Below are 21,709 nucleotides of genomic sequence, written 5' to 3' on the forward strand. Positions count from 1 at the left end.
TGCTATTTATTTTCAGGTAAAGCATCAAATTCTTTTCTTTTATTGTAAAACCAATCCTGCATTTGTTCTGGTGTTTGGGTTTTCATTTTTTCTTTCATTTCTTTCATCACTCTAATATGTGCGGCATCCCCTTTTTGGAACATTTCCATTCCATGATTTTTACTTTGTTCTACCATTTCTTCAAAGGTGTTAGCATGAAATTTAGCATCGCATGGACCACCTAGTTGTTTGCAGGTCATTGTTTTCATATTGGGTTGTTTAATTTTAATGCAATTTACGTCTTTTTTAGATTTAACTAAAACTGGAACTGTAAGGAACATTTTCTATTGCGTATAAAGTATATTTTAATTAGGTTTGTTAAATTACAAAAAAACTATATCCCTTATGAAAATCTACTTAAAAATATTTGTATTCACTTTTTTATTTATCGCTAATCCAATTTTCGCACAAAGTGGAAAGACACCTGCTCCCGCTGAAAATGGGATGGTGGTTACCAGTCATTATTTAGCTTCTGAAGTAGGGCGAGATATTCTCAAAAAAGGAGGAAATGCTATTGATGCATCTGTGGCCACAGCTTTTGCCTTAGCAGTGACATTACCCTCTGCAGGAAATATTGGCGGAGGCGGATTTTTGGTCTATTATGGTGATGATGGTAAAAAAACAACGTTTAATTTTAGGGAAAAAGCTCCGTTGACGGCTCATGAAAAAATGTTTTTAGGAAAAGACGGAAAAATAAAAGACAACTCAAACCACGAAGGGTTATTGGCAACTGGAGTTCCGGGTACAGTGGCTGGGTTGTATTTAGCACATCAAAAAATGGGAAAATTACCTTGGGCAGATTTGGTGGCTCCCGCCGTAAAATTAGCAAAAGAAGGTTTCCCTGCTTCTTATCGCAATGAATGGTTTGTTAACTATATCGCTAAAAACAAATCGCGATTTCCATCAACTGCCAAAACATTTCTGAAAGACGGTAAAATACCTTACAAACCAGGAGAAATATGGAAACAACCAGAATTGGCAGAAACTTTAAAACGTATTCAAGAAAAAGGTGCAGACGGATTTTACAAAGGTAAAACTGCAAAGCTCATAGCCGATTTTATGAAGGAGAATGGTGGAATTATCACCGAAAAGGATTTAGCAAAATATCAGGCTCAAGAACTGAAACCAATTTTAGGAACGTACAGAGGTTATGAAATTGTAGGTATGCCACCACCAAGCTCTGGAGGTATTGCTTTGGTCGAAATGTTGAATATTTTAGAAGGATATAACCTGAGTGAAATGGGTCACAATTCTGCAGCTTCTTTACATGTAATTACCGAGGCAATGCGTAGGGCTTTTGCTGATAGAGCTGAATTTGTAGGCGATTCGGATTTTAATCCAGATTTACCATTAGAAAGATTGATTTCAAAAGAACACGCTAATAATTTAAGAGTCAATATTAATCTTAAAAAAGCCTCTCAGAGCGATTCTACCCATTTTAACACAAAGCATTTGGTGCCTGAAAGCCCAGAAACTACGCATATTTCAGTGGTTGACAAGGATGGTAATGCGGTTTCGCTAACCTACACTTTAGAAAATAGTTACGGTAATAAAATAGTAGTTGAAGGTGCTGGGTTTTTATTGAACAATGAAATGGGCGATTTTAACCCAATTCCTGGTTACACAAATTCCCGTGGTCTAATTGGTACAAAACCCAATTTAGTACAGCCCGAAAAACGAATGTTATCTAGTATGACTCCTGCTATTGTTGCTAAAAATGGTAAGCCAGTAATTGTAATTGGGAGCCCGGGAGGTAGAACAATTATCAATACGGTATTACAAGTAATTTTAAATGTAATTGATTTTGATATGAACATTGCCCAAGCCATTGAAGCACCGCGAATTCATCACCAATGGTTTCCGAATAGAACTTCTTTTGAAAGACATGGTATTTCACCAGATACACAAAAATTATATAAAGCTTTAGGGCATGAAATTTATTTTAGAAATATGCAAGGTCAAGCCATGGGCATTACTATTGACCATAAAAATAACAAAGTATACGGTGCCGCTGATTCTCGAAGTTTTGATGCTAGAGCCGTTGGTTATTAACTAAACTAGACAATAAGAATATTATTAGGGCTTGTTCTAATAAAAATTAAAGAATTTCTATTATCCTTAATTTAAATTAAGGAAACGTGTTTTGCGTGTAATTTTAATTAGAATGCCAGATGTCAATCTAAATGTTGGGGTCAATTGTGTGCCATCTACATTACTGTAAATAGGAATTTCAGCTTTAGTTAAAAAGGCTATTTTTGAATTAATATCTACTGAAAAACCAGGAATTATAGAAACCCAATTGCCGCCAGTATTATTCAAATTAAATTCTTCTATTTTATCTTTACTAGCGTTGCGATATTTAAATGAAATTGCAGGCGAAACTAATTTTTTAGATATAATAAACTGATCAGAAAAACTTAAGTAGGTTTGAAAATCATTACCAAATTTATAGGACGAATCACCAAAATAATTATTGTTGGTTCCAGCACTTCTATATATAAATCTTGAAGAAACAGTTAATGATGGTCTGAAATCAAAATTTTTAGAAACCATTGTCCAATAAATCATGTCAAAAGTATTACTACCAGGTTGTAAATCTGCATTTAAAGTAACGCCTTGATTGTTTTTTTCTGTTGATGAACCTAAAGGAAGTTTTGCACCGACACCAAAGTTTAAACTACTCGTTTTACCAAATACATTGTTGAATCTATATTTTACAAGTAAAATAGCATCTCCCACACCCGATGACTGATCCAAGTTTTCATTGCCAAATTGACTGATTTTTCTTCTTTGATTAACCCATGTAAATAAGCTTTCAATAGCTAAGTTATTGGTTATAGAAAAGCCTAAATTTAAAAGCCCTGTATGTGTAATTCGCAATCTGGAGCTATCATCTAATGTGGTTGAACCGCTTTTTAATGTGTTTAAATTATTATAATCATAGTTTAAACCAATTTGAAAAGTTCCTTTTCCTAACATTTCCAAACCTAAATTATTTGACAACGGTATGCCACCCGAACAACAAGTTTGACCAATAACGGAAGTTGTTATGATTACAAAAAAGATAGGAACTGATACTCGAAACTTCATAAGAAACTTTGAATCTATGTCGAAATTCTCTAGTATTTCTTACAAAATAATTTTAATGTGCTGCCAACCAATCGTTACCCAGCCCAATTTCAACATCTAATGGCACGGATAATTTATAAGCATTTTCCATTTCCTGTTTTATCATAGGCTTTATTATTTCTAATTCATCGTTATGAGCATCAAAAACTAATTCATCATGAACTTGGAGTAACATTTTACTTTTGAATTTTTCTTTTTGAAAATGCTGGTAAATATTTATCATTGCCAGTTTAATAATATCTGCTGCACTTCCTTGAATAGGAGCATTAACTGCATTTCGTTCTGCGGCTCCACGAACAACAGCATTTCGAGAATTTATATCTTTTAAGTACCTTCGTCTGCCTAGAATTGTTTCCACGTAACCATTTTCTCTAGCAAAGTGAATTTGGCTATCCATATAACTACGTAATTTCGGGTAGGTTTCATAATAGGTATCTATTAATTCTTTTGATTCGCTTCGCGAAAGCGTGGTCTGATTACTCAAACCAAAAGCAGAAACCCCATAAATAATTCCGAAATTAACGGTTTTGGCGTTGCCACGTTGTTCTCTGGTTACTTCGTTTATAGGAACATTAAAAACCTTTGCTGCCGTTGAGGCATGAATATCTTCATTGTTTTTAAACGCATTAATCATATTTTCTTCTTCGCTTAACGCAGCGATAATTCGCAACTCAATTTGAGAGTAATCTGCTGCCAATAACGTGTAGTTTTCGTTTCTCGGGATAAATGCTTTTCGTACTTGGCGTCCCCGTTCAGTTCGAATGGGGATATTCTGTAAATTAGGATTATTAGAGCTCAATCTACCTGTTGCAGCAACAGCTTGTGCGTAAACGGTATGTATTCTATTTGTTTTCGGATTTACCTCATTAGGTAAAGCATCTACATACGTACTTTGCAATTTTTTATATTGTCTAAACTCCTGAATATCTCTAATAATTTGATGGTCTTTGGCTAAATAAGATAAGACATCTTCAGCAGTTGAATATTGACCTGTTTTTGTCTTTTTAGGTTTATCAACCAGTTTTAACTTATCAAATAAAATTGGCCCTAATTGCTTTGGAGAAGCTAAATTAAATTCTTCGCCCGCTTGCTCGTAAATTCCTTTTTCCAAACGTTCTATATCCGTCGCCAATGCCGTTGATAGTTCTTTTAAAAAGGTGGTATTGATATTGATACCCTCTATTTCCATAGCCGAAAGGACTGCTACTAAAGGCATTTCCACTTCGTCAAAGAGTTTAGTCAAGTGTCCGCTCTCCAATTCTTTTTCAAAATGTGTTTTTAACTGTAACGTAATGTCAGCATCTTCAACGGCATATTCGGTTTGTTTTTCTAATGCAACATCACGCATGCTGCCTTGATTTTTGCCTTTTTTACCTATTAATTCCGTAATCGGGACGGGTTGGTAATTCAAATACGTCTCAGCTAAAATATCCATGCTATGTCGCATATCTGGATTTATCAGGTAATGTGCAATCATCGTGTCAAACAATTTTCCTCTAACCGGCATATTGTAATTTGATAATACTTTAATGTCGTATTTTAAATTATGACCTACTTTTTCAATAGATTCATCTTCAAAGAAAGGTCTGAACTCTTCTAAAATTTGTTTTGTTTCTTCTTGATTTTCTGGAAAATGAACATAAAACCCTTTATGGTGTTCCCATGAAAATGCAATTCCAATCAATTCCACTTCTAAGGCTTTTAACCCAGTAGTTTCTGTATCAAAACAGACGGACTTTTGAGTTAATAATTGTTTTAGCAATAATTTTCGTGAGAGTGGCGTTTCAGCAAACTGATAAAAATGCGAAGTTTTTTCAATTGTATTATAGCCACTTATTATTGTTTCCTCTTGAGGAGTTCCAGTTCCTGGTGCGGCAAATAAATCGAATTGAATATTATCTGTAGGGTTGTTTTTTGCCACGGCCTTTTTGGATTCAACCTTTGGCTTAACTTCTATAGATTCAGCCTTTTTACTAAAAGTTTTGATTAGATTTTCTGTTAACCTCCTAAATTCCAGTTCTTCAAAAATTTCAGTTACTTTTTGTAAATCTGGTTGGCTAAGTTCAAAATCCGTAGCATCAAATTCTACAGGAACATCTAACATTATTGTTGCCAATTTTTTTGAGAGTAAACCTTGTTCGACATTTGCCTCCACTTTTTCTTTCATTTTACCTTTTAGCTCATGGCTGTTTTCAAATAATCCTTCAATACTACCATAAGCTGCCAAGAATTTTTTGGCAGTTTTATCGCCAACACCTGGTAGGCCAGGAATATTATCAACAGCATCACCTTTCATTGCTAAAAAATCTATTACCTGCAACGGATCTTTTACTTCAAATTTTTCTTGCACTTCGGGTATGCCCCAAGTTTCGTAACCACCACCAAACCGAGGGCGGTACATAAAAATATTTTCAGAAACCAATTGTGCAAAATCCTTATCGGGTGTAACCATAAAAGTTTGGTAATCCTCTTTTTCGGCTTTTTTAGCCAAGGTTCCTATAACATCATCGGCTTCATAGCCTTCTTTGACCATAATGGGAATGTGCATTGCTTTTAGAATGCTTTCAATATAAGGCACGGCAATTCTAATAGCTTCAGGGGTTTCATCACGATTGGCTTTATATTCGGCGAACATTTCAACACGATCTACACTACCGCCTTTGTCAAAACAAACGGCTAAATGATCAGGTCTTTCTCGCTTTATTACATCCAATAAAGAATTCATAAACCCCATAATTGCTGAGGTGTCCATTCCTTTGGAATTAATTCTAGGGTTTTTAATAAAAGCGTAATACCCTCTAAAAATTAGAGCATAGGCATCTAGTAAGAATAAGCGTTTTTGTGTTGACATTATAGATTTTTCAAGTATGTTCAAATCTACAAAGATTGTTTAGAGTATTAAAATATTTTGGTGGCTAATAAAAACCTCACAAGTCTCAAAGGCTTGTGAGGTTTAAACTTTTAAATATTAGAATATATATTATTCCTCCTTTAAAAAATAATCAGCCTGAATATTTTCGATTTTACCATCTTGAACTTTACTCATGCTAAAGTTTTTATGAATGGAATAGGAGCCTGTTTCACCTTTTTTATTAACCGCAATATAGGCTACTTGGAAATCTTTATAATTACTGTTGGGTTTTGAGACAATTCGTCTAATAGCTTCTTCACAAGCTTCTTGCGGAGATTTACCTTGTCGCATTAATTCTACTACTAAAAAGCTACCAACGGTTTTGGCAACTTCTTCGCCCAATCCCGTAGCAACAGCAGCACCAATTTCATTATCTACGAACAGTCCCGCACCAATAATTGGACTGTCACCAACTCGCCCAGCCATTTTATAGGCTAGTCCGCTTGTGGTACAACCGCCGCAAATATCACCATTTTCATCAACGGCCAACATTCCAATAGTATCGTGGTTTTCAATATTGATAATGGGTTTGTATTCTGAATTCACTTTCCATTCCTCCCATGCTTTTTTGGAAGACTCGGTCAACAAATTTTCTTTTTTAAATCCACTTTCATAAGCAAATTGTTCCGCTCCTTTTCCCGCTAACATTACATGAGGTGTGTCTTCCATCACTTTTCTTGCTACTGAAATTGCATGTGTAACATTTTGCATATAAACCACAGCACCACAATCTCCTTTTGAATCCATAATACAAGCATCTAAGGTAACGTTTCCATCTCTATCTGGTGAGGCTCCATTACCGACAGTAGTATTTTTTAAATCGGCTTCTTCTACCATACAGCCTTGTTCAATGGCATCTAGAGCAGATTTTCCATTTTGTAAGGCTTCCCAAGCTTTAGTTGTTGCATTATGGAAATTCCAGGTGCAAATTACCAATGGCAACGATGCTTTTACATTTGGTGCTACTATTTTATCTTCTTTTTTCTTGTCGGATGTTTTATCGGCACAATTGGTTAATGAAGTTCCTATGGCTAATCCAACGCCACTTAAGGACGCATTTTTTATAAAATTTCTACGTTTCATTTTGTGATATTTTAGGTTATAGCAACTTTTTTTCTATTGTTTTTAATACCATAATAAAGGATATATGCATAGCAAAGGATTACAAAAATCAATGCCATTTTAAAGCCAATATTGTCAGTTAATAGACCAAATAAAGGTGGAATTATAGCACCACCTACAATAGCGGTACATAATAATCCTGATGCTTTGGGTTTCAATTCACCCAGACCATCAATGGCCAAGGTAAATATAGTAGGGAACATAATAGAGTTAAATAATCCTACTGCTAAAATGGTCCACATAGATATTAGGCCTGTAGTGCTTATCGAAATAACAATTAAAGTAACTGCTAATGTAGCAAATATGCCCAAGACTTTGCCGGGTTTCATTATTTTGGTTAAATAAGACCCTACAAAACGACCCACCATGGCACCGGTCCAGTAAAAGAGAACAAAAATACCCAACAGGGCTTTGTCATCGGCACCAACCAATGATTTTTGAAATACATTGGCTATAAAATTTGCCGTATTCATCATTACGGGGTTGTCCCTTACCAAAGGCACCAAGTTCATGTCTAAAAAATAGTTTACCAAATAGCTACCTATGGCAACTTCGGCACCCACATAAAAAAAGATACCCAACACCCCAAGCATTAAGTTTTTCTGCTTAAAAGCTTGGGCATACGTACCGGTAGATTCCTCACTTATTAGTTTGGGCAGTTTTGCAAAAAAGAAAACAACGGCAATTAAACCAATAAAAACCGCTAAGCCTATAAAAGGCATTTGCACGGCAGCGGCCTCTGCGGCCAAATACCCTTCTTTTGCTTCCCCAACTAGAGCATCGATTTCTTCGGGTGTTTTTATCTTATCGCTTAAAATAAATAAAGCACCAATAATAGGAGCAATGGCTGTACCTACTGAGTTAAATGCTTGTGACAAATTCAATCGGCTTGAGGCACCTTCTTCACTGCCCAAAGCAGCCACAAAAGGATTCGCGGCCACTTGTAAAATGGTCATGCCTCCGGCCAAGATAAAATACGCCAACATAAAAATACCGAAAACACGGTAAGATGCCGCAGGATAAAACAGTAAACAGCCCAAGGCCATGGTCAATAACCCCAGGATAATACCGCGTTTATACCCAATTTTAGAGAGTATAAAACTTGCTGGAATTGATAGTAAAAAATAAGCTCCAAAAAAGGCAAATTGAACCATACCTGCTTGAAAGTACGAAAGTGTAAACAGCTCGCGTAATCTTGGAATTAATGAATCGACCAATACGGTTATAAAACCCCAAAGGAAAAATAATACAGTTAATAAAATAAAGGAACTACGATACGATTTGGCTTGATTCATTATTTTTAGATTTATCTGGGTTGAATAAAATTCTTAGTTTAGTAGTAATTTAAAATAAGATCAGCAAGATACTAAAAACGGTTTTAATTTTTATTGTTTTTAGATTAACGCCAATAAACCAATCATAAAAAGTGTATAAGAATAATTAAACATGATTATAGAAATTTGTGCAAATGGTTACCAATCAGCAATAAATGCTCAAGAAGCTGGTGCAGATCGAATTGAATTATGTTCTGAATTGTCCTTGGGAGGAATTACACCATCTTACGGTTTGATAAAAAAAATAAAAAAAGATTTAGAAATTCCTGTCCATGTATTAATCCGACCAAGAAGTGGAAACTTTACCTATTCAGATACTGAATTTGAAATTATGAAACAAGATATAGAATTGTGTAAAGAGTTGGGTTGTGAAGGAGTGGTTTCGGGTGTTTTAAATTTTGACAATACTATTGACTCTGAAAGAACAAAGCAATTGGTTGAAATTTCGAAACCAATGAATTTTACGTTTCACAGGGCTTTTGATTGGATTGAAAATCCATTTGAAGGATTAGAGCAATTGATTGCCACTGGAGTTGATCGTATTTTAACTTCTGGCCAAGAATCTCAAGCTATAAAGGGACTAAATTTATTAAAAGAGTTAAGGGGTAGAGCTAATAATAAAATTGAAATTATGCCAGGGGGAGGTGTTACTATTGATAATATCTTGGAGTTTAAAAATGCAGGTTTTATACAGATTCATTTTTCAGCAACAACCTTACATAAATCTCCAAATAAAGTAAAAGTTTCAATGAACAGTCAACGCTTTTTTGATGAAACGACAATTGCCATTTCTGATTTAGAAAAGATAAGTAAAATGATAGAAATTGTAGAAAATAATGTCAATTCTACTGAAGAATAAGAAGATTGTCTAAAATTGTTATATTTGTATAACAAACCCACTAATTAATAGTTGATTGTTTAATAGTTAAATAGTATTCTTTATGGCAAAATTTGGTGAGTTAATCAGTTCAAGCATTCCTACTTTGATTGATTTCTATGCAGATTGGAATGAAAACAATAATACTTTTCATAAAGTTTTACGTGATGTTGCTGCAGCATTGGGTGATAAAGCTAAGGTAATTAAAATTGACATTGACAAGAACGAAACCTTGGCAAATGCACTACGCATCAAAGGCAATCCTACTTTTATTATCTACAAAAATGGCGAAATGAAATGGCGTCAATCTGGTGAACAAGATGCCAATACTTTGATTAGTTTGGTAGAGCAGTATGTTTAGCCTCCCCTAGCCCCTCCTAGGGAAGGGAATACAATTGCTATGCAATAGAATGAATAGCTATTTTATTTCTTTAAATTCGTAGCCTTTACCGCTAAAGTAATCCAATACTTTTGGTAAAACCACTTTCAAATTTTTAAAAGCTTTTACACTATCGTGAAAAACAATAATATCTCCGCTTTTGGCATTTTTGATTACATTGTTTAGGCAAATTTCTGGAGTTATGGTGGTGTCAAAATCCCAACTTAAAATGGACCACATAATTATTTTGTAATTATTTTTAATGAGTAATTTGGTTTGTGATTTTTTAATTTTTCCATATGGAGGACGAAATAATGATTCTGAGTTGTCGGAAGTTGGGTATTTTTCAATTATTTTTTTGGTTTTTACAACTGACTTTAAGTAGTCCTCATTAACTGTTTTCCAGCCCTTTTCGTGATTAAAAGTGTGGTTGCCGATTGAATGCCCTTGATTAATTATTTTGTTAAAGGTTGAGGGTTCTTTTTCTATGTTTTCACCTATACAGAAAAAGGTAGCTTTGGCATTATATTCATGCAAAGTGTTCAACACCCAATTCGTTATTTCTGGCGTTGGACCATCATCAAAGGTGAGATAAATTTCTTTTTTTTTAGCAGGTAAACTCCAAACCTGATTCGGGTAAAAAGCTCTAATCCATTTTGGTGTTTTTGTGAAGTAAGAATTCATTACTCAATAACTCCTTCCAAAGACCTAATAGACTCTATGTATCCTTTTTTAAGTTCATCTGCAAATTCCTTATCGTGTTCATCAGCCGTTGCAACCACGTTATTATACATCATTAATGTGCCTTCAATATCATCGTAATGTTGTGAAACACCATAATTGTCCAATCCACTATAAAATTCTATTCTATCTTGAAAAATATCAACTAAAGTATTGGCAACATTTCTGGCTTTTTCTTTTTTGCCAATTTGGTAATAAGCATCTGGAAAACCTAGTACGAGACCAAAATGCCCATAGCGTCTAACAGGCATTTTTTCAATAGATAAATCTAATATCTCTTCAGCTTTATCATTTTTACCTTCTTTAATTAAAGCTTCTGCCAAACGGATTAAACTATTTCTAAAACTAATACCGTTTTTACGGGTTTCCACATCCACATAAATATCGCCATTGCTGTTTTTCCAATCCCACTTTTTTACGTTGTTGTACATGGTCTCTGTGTCTATCCTGCCGAGGTCCAATACACTTTTTGGTCTTCCATTTGGACTTTTGCTTGACGTATAGATGGGTACAAATTTATACGCCAAACCATCCAATTGCAAATAGTCTTTTAGCCAAATATATTCATCTTCAGCATAAGCACCTCCTGTAAAATAAATTGGTCGTGTCCAATCGTTATGTGCCAAAATATCCAACATTAAAATACGGTGTTTTTGTATGCCAACCCTATCTATTTCAATATCTATATAAGGTACAATTTTAGCCGAATCTTTTAATGGTACTATATTGTTTTTTAGTACGGCTTCTTTATCAATAGGGATTCTTAGCCGGTTTGTTGGGTAATATTTTTCGGGGAAACCATCCTCATCAACATCGTAAAAAGTTCGTTTGTCATCGCTTGCTATCCAATTCATGAAGGCTTTTATGTCCATCACGGTATCTTTAAACGCTGGGTTTTCAATATGGTAAGCAACATCTAAAGAGCCAGTTTTGTAATCATCGTGCACCAATTGCCCAGGTATAGGGTCAGCCAAATAGGTTTTTCTTTGTTGTTGATCTATATACCAATCGGTAGCAAACAAACTGGTATTTACCAACTTAAGGTCGGTTCTATAGTCTTCAACTTCTTGCATATACCATAGGGGGAACGTGTCATTATCACCAATGGTAAACATAATGGCGTTTTCCTGTGCGGAGTCTAAATAAGCTTTGGCATTGTTTCGGGTAGCATATTTACCTGAACGATCATGGTCGTCCCAGTTTTCTGAAGCCATTAATGTAGGTACGGCCAATAAACAAACCGCTGTTGTGGCCAATGCCAATATTTTGGGATTGATTTTATCCTTAAATTGTTGGTAGAGGGCAAGTACGCCAAAACCTATCCACATAGCAAATACATAGAAAGAGCCTACAACGGCATAATCACGTTCACGCGGTTCAAAGGGTTTTGGGTTGGTGTAAAATATAATGGCCAAACCTGTAAAAGCGAAAAAGAGGAAAAGGACATAGAAATTCTTTTTATCGAATTTGATATGGAACAGCAAACCAATCAAACCCAAGATCAAGGGTAAAAAATAGTAAGTGTTCCGGCCTTTGTTGTCAAGCACCTCTTGTGGTAAATTGTCTTGAGAGCCCAATCGCATTTCATCGATAAATTTAATTCCGCTGAGCCAATTGCCATGATTATCTAAATTGCCCTGTATGTCGTCCTGCCTTCCCGCAAAATTCCACATAAAATAGCGTCCGTACATATACCCAAACTGGAAATCGATCATAAACTTTAGGTTTTCGCCAAAAGTTGGCCGGCGATTGCTTTTTGGCGGAATGCCCGCAATGGCTTTGTAGTTGGCCACAACGCTTGGATTGGGATCAACCATTCTAGGGATAAAGCCTTTATGCTTGTCGGTATAATTTGGCCTTGCGTTTTTGTAACGGTTTACGATAACATATTTGCCGGCCTCTTCGTCTTTTTCGTATTTGGGCTTATCGTCACGCCAAGGGTCGTTAGGATCTTGTTGTCGTGTTTCGGAATAATAAGAATCGTAAAAAACACTGGCATCACCGTACTGTTCACGATTGTAATATGCCAAAAGTTCACGTGCACTAGATGGGTTGTTTTCATTAATAGTAGTATTGGCATTAGCACGAATAGGTAACATTATCCATGAAGAAAAACCAATCATAACAAATAACAAGCAAAGAATAACTAAGTTTGTATGGATTAAATTCTTTTTACGAGTTTGACGTATTGCAAAATAAAAGGTAGCTATTAAAACTAACCCAGCAATTATACTACCCGAATTAAAAGGCATTCCCATACTATTTACAAAAAACAGTTCTGAAGCACTAAAAAATGCTAGCGTGTATGGAAATAAAAACTTAAAAACAAAGGCCAATACCAATACTGCAACTATATTAGCGATGATAAATTTTATGGACGTAATATCTTTAAACCGTTTATAAAAATAGATAAATACAATGGAAGGAATAATCAATAAAGACAATATGTGAACCCCAAAAGACAATCCTACTACAAATGCTATTATCAACAGCCATTTATGCCCTCTGGGTTTGTCCATTTCGGTTTCCCAACGTAGGCCTAGCCAAAACAGCAGAGCCATTAAAAAAGAAGACATAGCATACACTTCTGCCTCAACCGCACTAAACCAAAAACTATCTGAAAATGTGTAGGTTAAAGCACCTACCAAACCACTACCTAAAATAGCTATAGCATTACTTTGATTAATATCTTCACTATTTTTTTTAATTATTTTTTTTGCCAAAATGGCAATGGACCAAAATAAAAAGAGAATGGTGAATGCACTAGATAATGCCGACATAAAATTCGTCATCATCGCAATATTTTCAGGGTCTGCGGTAAACATTGCAAAAAATGCACCCAGCATCTGAAAAAGTGGTGCCCCAGGCGGATGGCCTACTTGTAATTTTACTGAGGTAGCAATGTATTCCCCAACATCCCAATAACTAACAGTGGGTTCTAATGTAAGGGTATAGGTTAAAAGGGCAATGGCAAATACTGCCCATCCCAAAATGGTATTCCATTTTTTATAATTAAATTGATCCATTGCGTAGTTTAGTTACTTCGGGGCGAATTTACTAAATAAATATTGATTAACTTTTTAGATTAACGGTTGATGATTCAAAAATTTATTAAAAATCTGTTAAAGTTTGAATGAAATTTAATTCAAAAAATTTGTCATATTAAAAGTTTGGTTTAAATTTGCACCTGCTTTTAAAGAAGCTAAAAAAGTATTGGCCCATGGTGTAATTGGCAACACACCGGTTTTTGGTACCGACATTCAAGGTTCGAGTCCTTGTGGGCCAACAAAAGTTATAATTAAGCTGTCTTTTTCAGACAGCTTTTTTTGTGAGGTAAAATTAGGACCAGTTCCTAAGCGTTAGTATAGTAATAGTTAGTGGAGCCCTTGCAGGTTCAACATCTTTTTATTATTACTTTTAAAGGATGTTTCTTTTACTTCCTTTAAGATAATTAATTATTAATTAACTAGATGCCCTTCTGAATTGAAATAGAAAAGCAACAATTTATTTAGCCAAATGCTAAAATAAAAATGAATTTTAGTTTAAACCTTTATTTAAAAAAGTTTTTAGTTAATAGTAACAAGTAATAATAATTATCGTCTATCTTAGTATCAATTAAATAGAAATATTTTAAACTTTAATGAAGTTGTTGTTTGATTTTATTTTGGTTGGAGGTATATTAATTACACTCTTCATACTTGTTCTTCTTATCAAAGTCAAGAAAAAAGTACTACCACAAAAACTATTGTTTTTGTTTTTTTCATTTCTTTTACTTGTTGCAATAAACGCTTATGCGGGCTTTCATAATATCCGAAGCCTATATTTAATAACAGTTTTGTTTGACGATATTGTTATTGTATTTGTAGGACCGTTACTATATGTCTATATTAAGTCTCTTTTAAATAACGATAAAAATTTTTTAAAAAACAGCCTAGCTCATTTTATTCCTGTCTTACTAAATTTTGTAATAATTACCTTTCCTTATTTCTTGAATAATTTTTATAAAGGAAACTCCAATTACGTAGATTTTTTAAATGAAAATATTAATCTTATAAGGATTTTTCATAACTCATATTTAATTTTTTATCTTCTGTTGTCTTTAAAGACTTTTGTAAAATATCAGAAAGTCATGAAAATTAATTTTTCCAATTTTACTGAAAGCGAATTTTTATGGATTAAAAAAATGCTAATCGGGTCACTGCTGGTAATTGGATTTGATTTTTTATTGATTTTGTTTGAAGTTGTTTTTCCTGAATATAAATTGTTAAATAAAATAGATTTAACGGTTGTTGCGATGATAATATTTATTATGTATCTGGGTTACTACGGAGTTAATCAATCCAAGGTTCTTTTACCGAGTTTTCTTTTGAAGGAAGATGGCGAGCCCATAGATATTATTAAAGAACAAAAAACAGCATCATCAATTAATTTTACCGAAGAGGAAATAGATCTATTAGAAAAAAACCTTCGAAATGTATTTAAGGATGAAAAACCTTATTTAGATGAAGACCTCACTTTAAATAAATTAGCAGGTCAAATTGGGACTACGGACAAAAAATTGTCCGCTTTTTTAAATCAACATTTACAAACTACTTTTTACAATCTTATAAATAAGGAACGTGTTGAATCTGTAAAAGAAAAATTAAACTCAGATGAGTTTGATAATTTGACTTTATTGGGCATTGCTTACGAAAGTGGTTTTAAATCGAAAACCAGTTTTAATAGAATCTTCAAAAAGGAAACAGGTTTGTCCCCTTCAGAATACAAAAAAACACACTAAAATTTTATAAAAAAGAACCACTGCTTCCATTGGGACGACTGACTTAAGCATATTTAGTTGATTTGCCATAAAAAATAACTAAATAATGAGAAAGCATAGTTTATTGGTTTTATTCTTTTTGGCAGTATTGATTAATGCATGTTCAGTAGATGTTAAAATTAATGAAGATACACAAGGGGTTATCAATATTACAACAAAGGGTGATAATTCAAATGGGACGGTTTCACGAAACGGATATTTAGAAATTGATGTTGAAGGTAAAGATGCTGATGGCATTAAATCTATATCCATCGAAATTCCATTACTAAATATCGATTTTATAATTGATAATCATTCAGGCAACGAAAGCTGGAAAATTAATCAGACATTTAATATAGTAGATTCAGTAGAAACAGGTGTATATTCTGTATATGTCATTTTAAAGGACAGGGATGGGAATGAGTATTCTAAAACAATAACATTTAAGATTGTATAAATTTTACGTTCCACTGCTTCCATTGGGGCGATAAGTACCCAGATTTTGATTTGTTTTGCTTTCAAATTAATAATTCTTATGAAGAAAAAAACATCAAAACTTATTACCAATTTAATTCTTTTACTATGTATAACCGTAAAAGCACAAACTACTACAAATGATAAAATTTATTCTATTAGTGCTACTTTATTTGATGAACACATTGCAGCACCTTTTGAAATAAGAGAAGATAGTCCTAGGCATTTAGGTGCGGCAATATCTTACGAACTATCTAGAAAGCGAAGTGGAGTATATCAATTTGCACACATATTTCAAATAGGGTATTACTATCACAAAAATTTTAATCAAGCCGGGTTTATTGCCTGGAAACCAAAATTTGAATTGCGTTTTGCAGATACTTTTAATATACATGTAATTTTAGGTGTTGGATATGCACATTCTTTTCCAACACAGCAAACTTATAAATTTGATAATGGTAAATACAAGAAAAAGACCAATTGGGGCAAACCTCACTTTATGCCATCTGTGGGTTTTGGTGCAGGGCTACATTTAGACAAGTTAGGTATTCCAATAGAAATTTTTGGCAGGTATGAAACTTTCAGTCTAGCACCCTATGCTATTAAAGGGAGAATTCCAATGACCATAAACACTATGTTAGGCTTAGGCGTCAAGTACACATTTAATTAAAAATTAAAAAATGAATAAAATAATATACATATCAATTATAGCAACTATTTTTTTTAGTTGTACAAAAGAAGATCCTGTCTATAATGAGGATAAATATGCTTGTACATCAAATATTATAAATACGCATCCTGATGCAACTCGATTTCAAAACTTTATAGAAGAAAAGGTAGCTCAGGGTTTGCCAGGCATCTCTATGCTTATTGAAACACCAAAAGGGATTTGGTCTGGTGCAGCAGGTGTTTCTGACATTCCTAATAACATTAAAATGAAACCCTGCAGTTTACACAAAATAGGTAGTATTACAAAAACATTTACTGCAGCACTCATTCTAAAACTGTATGAACAGGGAAAAATAAGTTTGGATGATCCCATTTCAAAATATTTAAATAATGGTATTGTTGCTAAAGTTGCTAATGCAGAAACAGCAACAATCAGACAGTTATTAAATCACACCAGTGGTATTACGGATTATTTAAGTCAATTGGATTATACATTGTTGAATTATTATGATAATCCAACCAAAGTTTGGACGCCAATGGAAGAGCTGGAATACATTTATAATGAACCTGCAGACTTTGAAGTAGGAACTAAAGTGGAATATTCCAATTCAAATTATTTGTTGTTGGGTATTATTGCAGAAAATGCTTTTGACTTATCTGGAGAGCAATTATATCAGAGCTTAATTTATACACCTTTAAACCTTAATAATACTCACTTGTATCAAAACGGGGATAATCCTTCGAATTTAGTTCGAGGTTATTTTGACGAATCGGGTAAAGGCTCTTTTATTGATACGACCCCATTGAGGCGTTTTAGTAATTCTATGGTTGGGGGGATGTCATCAACAGTTGAAGATTTGAATATCTTTTTAAAGGCAGCGATGACTCCAAACATCCTTTTTAATCAAGAGACTATTGATGACATGCTGGCTACTTCAAACGTGCCTTTTGCTAATGACGAATTTGTTTTTGGAGAAGAATATAAAGTGAATAAAGTAAGTGGTATTGGATTAGGCTGGTTTAAATTAGATACAGATTATGGCATTGCTTATGGACATAACGGTGGTTATAATGGACGTCGTGCCCGCATGTGGTATTTCCCAGAATCTGGAAGTTCTATTGTATTTATGTTTAACGGAAGTGGAGAATCCATTAAATCAATTTCAAGGGAATTGTTTAGAAACGAAATGATTGAATTACTGTTTGAATAATAAAAACAATAAAAACAAATAAAAATGAAAAGAATAGTCACACTCTTAATGTTGGTAACCTGTATCACTTTAAATGCTCAAATAAAAAACACTAAGCATATTGAAGGTACTTGGAAAAATGATGGTTATGGCAGGGTCATAGAAATTAAAAAGAAAAAAACGAAAATATATGATATCTGTAAAATTAACTGTATCAAATCTCAAGTAATATCTAACGAAGCACTATTAAATGAGTATAAAATTGTAAAAACCAGTGATTCAACTTTAGTGGCACAAAATGGTATTTCAAAATATCACTTTAGTAAAATTGAAAAGTTGCCTTATCTATGTTCAGCAAAATCCAGTAACAGTAAAGATCCAATTTATAATTTTGAAGTTTTATGGCAAACCTTCAAAGAGAACTACTGTTATTTTGAGGAAAGGGATATAGATTGGGATGCCCTAAAAACAAGATACAAACCTCAAATTACAAGTCAGACAAAACCTTTTGAATTATTCTTATTAATGGATGAAATGATAATGGGTTTAAAAGATGGGCACTCCAATATGTTTGTTCCGAATAAATTGGCTAAAAAATACGAAAAGTATAGAGTTGCTAAACAAAAAATAAGGGCAAAACGGATAAAGGATTCCCTTGGCCAAGATTTTAAACTAATGCCTATTCATGTGGATAGTACTCGTCTAAAAGTCATTGGAAATTATGTGAAAGACATTAAAACCTATAATTATGGAGTGCTTAATTATGGGTTAATAAATGATGATGTTGCAATAATCCAAATAAATGGGATGGACCAATTTGCCAACTATAACATTCCAAATAATATATCTGAATCTAAAGCGGAAAAGTTATATGAAAATAATGCAGCTAAAAGTAAAAATTATACACAAGATAATGCGGATGGTGCAGCGTATATTATGGATCAAGTTATTTTGGAAATTAAAGACACCAAGGCCTGTATTCTAGACATACGCTTTAATGGTGGAGGTTATGACGAGGTACAATTAGAGATACTTGAACGATTTGCAACCAAAGATACATTAGCTGCAACTAAAAAAGCGAGAAATAGTACTGGATTTACAAAAAAAACACCAATAACTATAAAACCAAGTAAAAATGCATATAAAGGCAAAGTATTTTTTCTGACTAGTTATCAAACTGCAAGTGCTGCTGAAGATTTTGTATTATGTGCAATGGCAGCAAGACCAGATGCCATAAGAATAGGCTCTAATACCGAAGGCATTTTTTCTGATTTATTAAACAAAAAATTACCTAACGGCTGGGAGTATAGTTTATCAAATGAAGTTTATGAAAGCCCAGATGGTATGAGCTATGAAGCGATTGGGATTTCACCTCATCATAAAATTGAATATGATAAAAGAGGATACTGGTTTTATAGACACTTTTATGAAAATAAAACGGGTAAAGATGCTGCAATTGAAAAAGTATTCGAAATTTTAAAGCAAAGAAAAATTTAAGACACTTAATTTTCTAATTTTAAAACCCCAAAGGAATTGGGCACATGAAAATTTGGTTTCTCAGGATTAGATACTACCCAACTGATCCATTTTATAGCTATTTTACCCTCTTTATTAGTATAGTATTCTCCTCTGTATAAACCTACATTTAAGATTCCATCATCTTTATAAATACCTAACTTTCTGAGCGAGGCTAAACTTATAGATCCTTCTACACTATAACCTCCTTTATGTTGAGATGCCTTTAAAACGAAATCATCTTTGGGCCAATCCCAATCGAAATCAATATTATTTTTATAAAAAATAGCATCGGAATCAAGACACCTACCTAAGGCATCCATTTCTAAAGAATAGTATGGTTTCGTTTCATCGGCAGCTTTAAAAAATATCTCAACTCTATCGGACTCAACGGCGTCAAGCTCTCCTAGATTTCTTTGAGGAGTTATAATTTCATTGTCTTCAACATTATAAAGAAAATACAGATGAGTATCTGACCACAACCCTTTAAAAGTTGTAGAGGGCAGGTTTTTAGGTTGCCATGGGTGTAAAAATTCGGTTAAAACATTCGCATTTTCCCATGCCTCATCAGAACCACTTCCTGTAATAATAATATCACTATTTGTCTTTTTTACAACATAAGTTTTGGTTTGTGAAGTACAAGATAAACAGAACAGCAACACTAGACTAAATAAATACTTCATAAATATTAAGACTTTGTTTAATTAATGTTTACCCGTTTTTCTATTCTCCCATCCGCTTTTGCCATCATCTATAAATATTTCGTTAACCGTTCTTGAAACCCGATCATCTACTTCTTCTACCAAACGAATCCTAAGTGGGTTTTTCAATCTTTTTTGCCAATATAGCACTGGACCATAAGGTTTATCTCCTTTTTCTATTTCATAGGTTAGATATGCCCATTTTTCCGCAAAAAAATTACCTTTTAATACAGGAATTACTTGTTGCATATTTGATGATAAAAAACTTAAGGATAATGCACGAGCCCAATAAATCCAGGGGCCACCAGTTACATACATAAACGGATTTAGCAATCTAGGTCTTGATTCTAATCCTGCATTGGAATAATTCAACTGGATGCCACTAAAACCAATTCCGGTTTCTTCATTATAAAAGGTAATCCATGGCGTATCAGCTTCCATATATATGTCGGTAAGGTCAGGCATGTCCTTAACGTTGTACACCATAATGCTGTCCCTAACTATGTCATACCATGCTGCGTGAGTCATCTGTTCTCGTTTAAATACAATTTCTCCGTTTCTTAGTGCGATGGCATCAATTCTTTTATTGATTCGCATTGTAGTAGAACTGATAAAATAAGGTAATTCAGGATAAAATTGATAACGTACAGAGGCGTCAACTTCTGGAATATCTCTCAAATTATCCCACATTTCTGCAGTTGAGATAATTGGACCAGAAATTGATTTTACATTCTTAGGTGGTTTCCAATCGGCGGTATGTGTCCATGGACGTGGCGGAGTCCATGTGCCAGGGTTCCAATGAATGGCACCATTAGTTTCCATTCTATGGAATAAAGGAACATCGGGTTTGCTTTTCAATGTTATTTGATCTAAATGACCAGAGTCGGGGTGCAAACCAATAGTATAAATATCATTATCAATTCTGAGTCCAGGTGCTTCCCCTTGAACTTTAAGATCGGTTTGGTACATTTTTGTTAAAGCATTCTCATTGTTATAGTAAACTAAAAACACTTTACTTGTTTTTGCCGGTACATTTGCTAAAAAAGCTACACGTGCTGTAGTGGTTCCGTACCAAATTGGAGCTTCTCTTGTTGGCTTTCCATTTTCGTCTGGAGCTAAATCATCTTCTTTTAAAAATTTTTTAATGTCATAAACTTGACTTGGCACTTCTTCAATAAGATGGGTTTCTGTATCAATAGAAACTACACGTATTTCACGTTTTAGATGTAACGCCTCATCTGGATAAAAAGGTAGCAATACTTCTACAGGCTCATTTTTTCTATCTATTCCGGCGGTCTCTGATAAAACGATTGATTTATAATTTTTCCAATTATTATCAAAAGTTTTGGCATCAGATGGTGCCGTAATCGTTTTGGTACTGGTAAGAATTACATCTTTTTTTGAAGCGTGAATATCTTTCTTAGTTCTTACTTTTATAGTTATTTTATATTTTTTACCTGGCTCCCATTTTACCCAACCAACAATGTGTGGATTAGAATATAAAGTACCATCTTGTGATAAGCCATAACCAGATGGTGGACGATGTGTTAAGGCAGGTCTGTTTTTATTCATTAAATCATTAGCTCTGTGCAAATCGGTAAAACGCAGTACTTTTCCATTTACAATAACTTCTACCTCTATTATTGACGCTTTAGGTAATTTTACATCGGCCATTAAATGATAAAAAGGAATAGCTGGGCTAGGATATCCTAATTCAAGTTTTTCAACTTCTAATTCCGCAACTTTTTCGACATTTCCATAACTCGGAATTGCGTAAAAGCATAAAAAAGACAAAGCAATAAACAAATAAAATCGGTGTTTTCTCATCAG

Annotated in this window: 17 protein-coding genes and 1 tRNA gene; 9 read left to right on the plus strand and 9 right to left on the minus strand. The window is 33.8% G+C overall.

The genetic code is table 11. From position 1 onward, the window contains the following. Positions 1-2 precede the first annotated feature (2 nt). Positions 3-248, minus strand: coding sequence for a DUF1059 domain-containing protein (locus tag U5A88_RS00240; RefSeq protein ID WP_354203030.1), 246 nt, complete (start codon positions 246-248; stop codon positions 3-5). A gap of 136 nt (positions 249-384) precedes the next feature. On the opposite strand from U5A88_RS00240, the gene ggt reads away from it, so the two are divergent. Next, entirely contained in the window at positions 385-2,091 is a 1,707-nt protein-coding gene (gene ggt / locus U5A88_RS00245) for a gamma-glutamyltransferase (RefSeq protein ID WP_354203031.1), read from the plus strand. Positions 2,092-2,157: 66 nt separating this feature from the next. On the opposite strand, the gene U5A88_RS00250 is transcribed toward ggt, so the two are convergent. From U5A88_RS00250 to U5A88_RS00265, 4 genes are all read right to left on the minus strand, one after another. After that, complete coding sequence (locus U5A88_RS00250; RefSeq protein WP_354203032.1) at positions 2,158-3,129, minus strand: transporter; 972 nt, start codon at positions 3,127-3,129, stop codon at positions 2,158-2,160. 52 nt (positions 3,130-3,181) lie between these two features. Beyond that, positions 3,182-6,019 carry a DNA polymerase I gene (gene polA / locus U5A88_RS00255; protein WP_354203033.1) on the minus strand — a complete coding sequence of 946 codons (2,838 nt, stop codon included), beginning with the start codon at positions 6,017-6,019 and terminating at the stop codon, positions 3,182-3,184. Between the two features lie 129 nt (positions 6,020-6,148). Beyond that, on the minus strand, positions 6,149-7,162 hold the full coding sequence (locus U5A88_RS00260; RefSeq protein ID WP_354203034.1) for a N(4)-(beta-N-acetylglucosaminyl)-L-asparaginase: 1,014 nt from the start codon (positions 7,160-7,162) through the stop codon (positions 6,149-6,151). Between the two features lie 11 nt (positions 7,163-7,173). Next, positions 7,174-8,496: a sugar MFS transporter gene (locus U5A88_RS00265; protein ID WP_354203035.1), complete on the minus strand. Its 1,323-nt coding sequence runs from the start codon at positions 8,494-8,496 to the stop codon at positions 7,174-7,176. A gap of 151 nt (positions 8,497-8,647) precedes the next feature. On the opposite strand from U5A88_RS00265, the gene U5A88_RS00270 reads away from it, so the two are divergent. Continuing rightward, positions 8,648-9,394: a copper homeostasis protein CutC gene (locus tag U5A88_RS00270; protein WP_354203036.1), complete on the plus strand. Its 747-nt coding sequence runs from the start codon at positions 8,648-8,650 to the stop codon at positions 9,392-9,394. Between the two features lie 82 nt (positions 9,395-9,476). Next, a complete protein-coding gene (locus U5A88_RS00275) occupies positions 9,477-9,773 on the plus strand; it encodes a thioredoxin family protein (protein ID WP_354203037.1) in 297 nt (98 codons plus the stop codon). A gap of 57 nt (positions 9,774-9,830) precedes the next feature. Here the strand turns inward: U5A88_RS00275 and U5A88_RS00280 are convergent, their stop codons facing one another. Beyond that, positions 9,831-10,475, minus strand: coding sequence for a polysaccharide deacetylase family protein (locus tag U5A88_RS00280; RefSeq protein ID WP_354203038.1), 645 nt, complete (start codon positions 10,473-10,475; stop codon positions 9,831-9,833). Next, positions 10,475-13,558, minus strand: coding sequence for a DUF2723 domain-containing protein (locus tag U5A88_RS00285; protein WP_354203039.1), 3,084 nt, complete (start codon positions 13,556-13,558; stop codon positions 10,475-10,477). Before U5A88_RS00285 ends, U5A88_RS00280 begins: the two co-directional genes overlap by 1 nt. A gap of 188 nt (positions 13,559-13,746) precedes the next feature. On the opposite strand from U5A88_RS00285, the gene U5A88_RS00290 reads away from it, so the two are divergent. The 6 genes from U5A88_RS00290 (at position 13,747) to U5A88_RS00315 (ending at position 19,160) form a co-directional block, all read left to right on the plus strand. Next, a tRNA-Gln gene (locus tag U5A88_RS00290) sits at positions 13,747-13,818 on the plus strand. A gap of 843 nt (positions 13,819-14,661) precedes the next feature. Next, complete coding sequence (locus tag U5A88_RS00295; protein ID WP_354203040.1) at positions 14,662-15,312, plus strand: helix-turn-helix domain-containing protein; 651 nt, start codon at positions 14,662-14,664, stop codon at positions 15,310-15,312. Between the two features lie 85 nt (positions 15,313-15,397). Beyond that, the gene (locus tag U5A88_RS00300; RefSeq protein WP_354203041.1) at positions 15,398-15,787 is read left to right on the plus strand and encodes a hypothetical protein; all 390 of its coding nucleotides are present in this window, start codon (positions 15,398-15,400) and stop codon (positions 15,785-15,787) included. Positions 15,788-15,865: 78 nt separating this feature from the next. Next, on the plus strand, positions 15,866-16,474 hold the full coding sequence (locus U5A88_RS00305) for a hypothetical protein (protein ID WP_354203042.1): 609 nt from the start codon (positions 15,866-15,868) through the stop codon (positions 16,472-16,474). A 10-nt stretch (positions 16,475-16,484) separates the two neighbouring features. After that, positions 16,485-17,684: a serine hydrolase domain-containing protein gene (locus tag U5A88_RS00310; protein ID WP_354203043.1), complete on the plus strand. Its 1,200-nt coding sequence runs from the start codon at positions 16,485-16,487 to the stop codon at positions 17,682-17,684. A 24-nt stretch (positions 17,685-17,708) separates the two neighbouring features. After that, complete coding sequence (locus U5A88_RS00315; protein WP_354203044.1) at positions 17,709-19,160, plus strand: S41 family peptidase; 1,452 nt, start codon at positions 17,709-17,711, stop codon at positions 19,158-19,160. Positions 19,161-19,165: 5 nt separating this feature from the next. On the opposite strand, the gene U5A88_RS00320 is transcribed toward U5A88_RS00315, so the two are convergent. Beyond that, positions 19,166-19,861 carry a carbohydrate-binding family 9-like protein gene (locus tag U5A88_RS00320; protein ID WP_354203045.1) on the minus strand — a complete coding sequence of 232 codons (696 nt, stop codon included), beginning with the start codon at positions 19,859-19,861 and terminating at the stop codon, positions 19,166-19,168. 21 nt (positions 19,862-19,882) lie between these two features. Continuing rightward, positions 19,883-21,706 carry a hypothetical protein gene (locus U5A88_RS00325; RefSeq protein WP_354203046.1) on the minus strand — a complete coding sequence of 608 codons (1,824 nt, stop codon included), beginning with the start codon at positions 21,704-21,706 and terminating at the stop codon, positions 19,883-19,885. Positions 21,707-21,709: the final 3 nt, after the last annotated feature.

The sequence above is a fragment of the Aureibaculum sp. 2308TA14-22 genome (assembly GCF_040538665.1).
Taxonomy (GTDB): Bacteria; Bacteroidota; Bacteroidia; order Flavobacteriales; family Flavobacteriaceae; genus Aureibaculum.

Bases quoted from the DNA above. Each gene is read 5' to 3' on its own strand.
- polA (WP_354203033.1), bottom strand. From the start codon at position 6,019: ATGTCAACACAAAAACGCTTATTCTTACTAGATGCCTATGCTCTAATT.
- U5A88_RS00315 (WP_354203044.1), top strand. From the start codon at position 17,709: ATGAAAAGAATAGTCACACTCTTAATGTTGGTAACCTGTATCACTTTA.
- ggt (WP_354203031.1), top strand. From the start codon at position 385: ATGAAAATCTACTTAAAAATATTTGTATTCACTTTTTTATTTATCGCT.
- U5A88_RS00305 (WP_354203042.1), top strand. From the start codon at position 15,866: ATGAAGAAAAAAACATCAAAACTTATTACCAATTTAATTCTTTTACTA.
- U5A88_RS00300 (WP_354203041.1), top strand. From the start codon at position 15,398: ATGAGAAAGCATAGTTTATTGGTTTTATTCTTTTTGGCAGTATTGATT.
- U5A88_RS00260 (WP_354203034.1), bottom strand. From the start codon at position 7,162: ATGAAACGTAGAAATTTTATAAAAAATGCGTCCTTAAGTGGCGTTGGA.
- U5A88_RS00285 (WP_354203039.1), bottom strand. From the start codon at position 13,558: ATGGATCAATTTAATTATAAAAAATGGAATACCATTTTGGGATGGGCA.
- U5A88_RS00325 (WP_354203046.1), bottom strand. From the start codon at position 21,706: ATGAGAAAACACCGATTTTATTTGTTTATTGCTTTGTCTTTTTTATGC.
- U5A88_RS00320 (WP_354203045.1), bottom strand. From the start codon at position 19,861: ATGAAGTATTTATTTAGTCTAGTGTTGCTGTTCTGTTTATCTTGTACT.
- U5A88_RS00265 (WP_354203035.1), bottom strand. From the start codon at position 8,496: ATGAATCAAGCCAAATCGTATCGTAGTTCCTTTATTTTATTAACTGTA.
- U5A88_RS00250 (WP_354203032.1), bottom strand. From the start codon at position 3,129: ATGAAGTTTCGAGTATCAGTTCCTATCTTTTTTGTAATCATAACAACT.
- U5A88_RS00240 (WP_354203030.1), bottom strand. From the start codon at position 248: ATGAAAACAATGACCTGCAAACAACTAGGTGGTCCATGCGATGCTAAA.
- U5A88_RS00295 (WP_354203040.1), top strand. From the start codon at position 14,662: ATGAAAATTAATTTTTCCAATTTTACTGAAAGCGAATTTTTATGGATT.
- U5A88_RS00270 (WP_354203036.1), top strand. From the start codon at position 8,648: ATGATTATAGAAATTTGTGCAAATGGTTACCAATCAGCAATAAATGCT.
- U5A88_RS00280 (WP_354203038.1), bottom strand. From the start codon at position 10,475: ATGAATTCTTACTTCACAAAAACACCAAAATGGATTAGAGCTTTTTAC.
- U5A88_RS00275 (WP_354203037.1), top strand. From the start codon at position 9,477: ATGGCAAAATTTGGTGAGTTAATCAGTTCAAGCATTCCTACTTTGATT.
- U5A88_RS00310 (WP_354203043.1), top strand. From the start codon at position 16,485: ATGAATAAAATAATATACATATCAATTATAGCAACTATTTTTTTTAGT.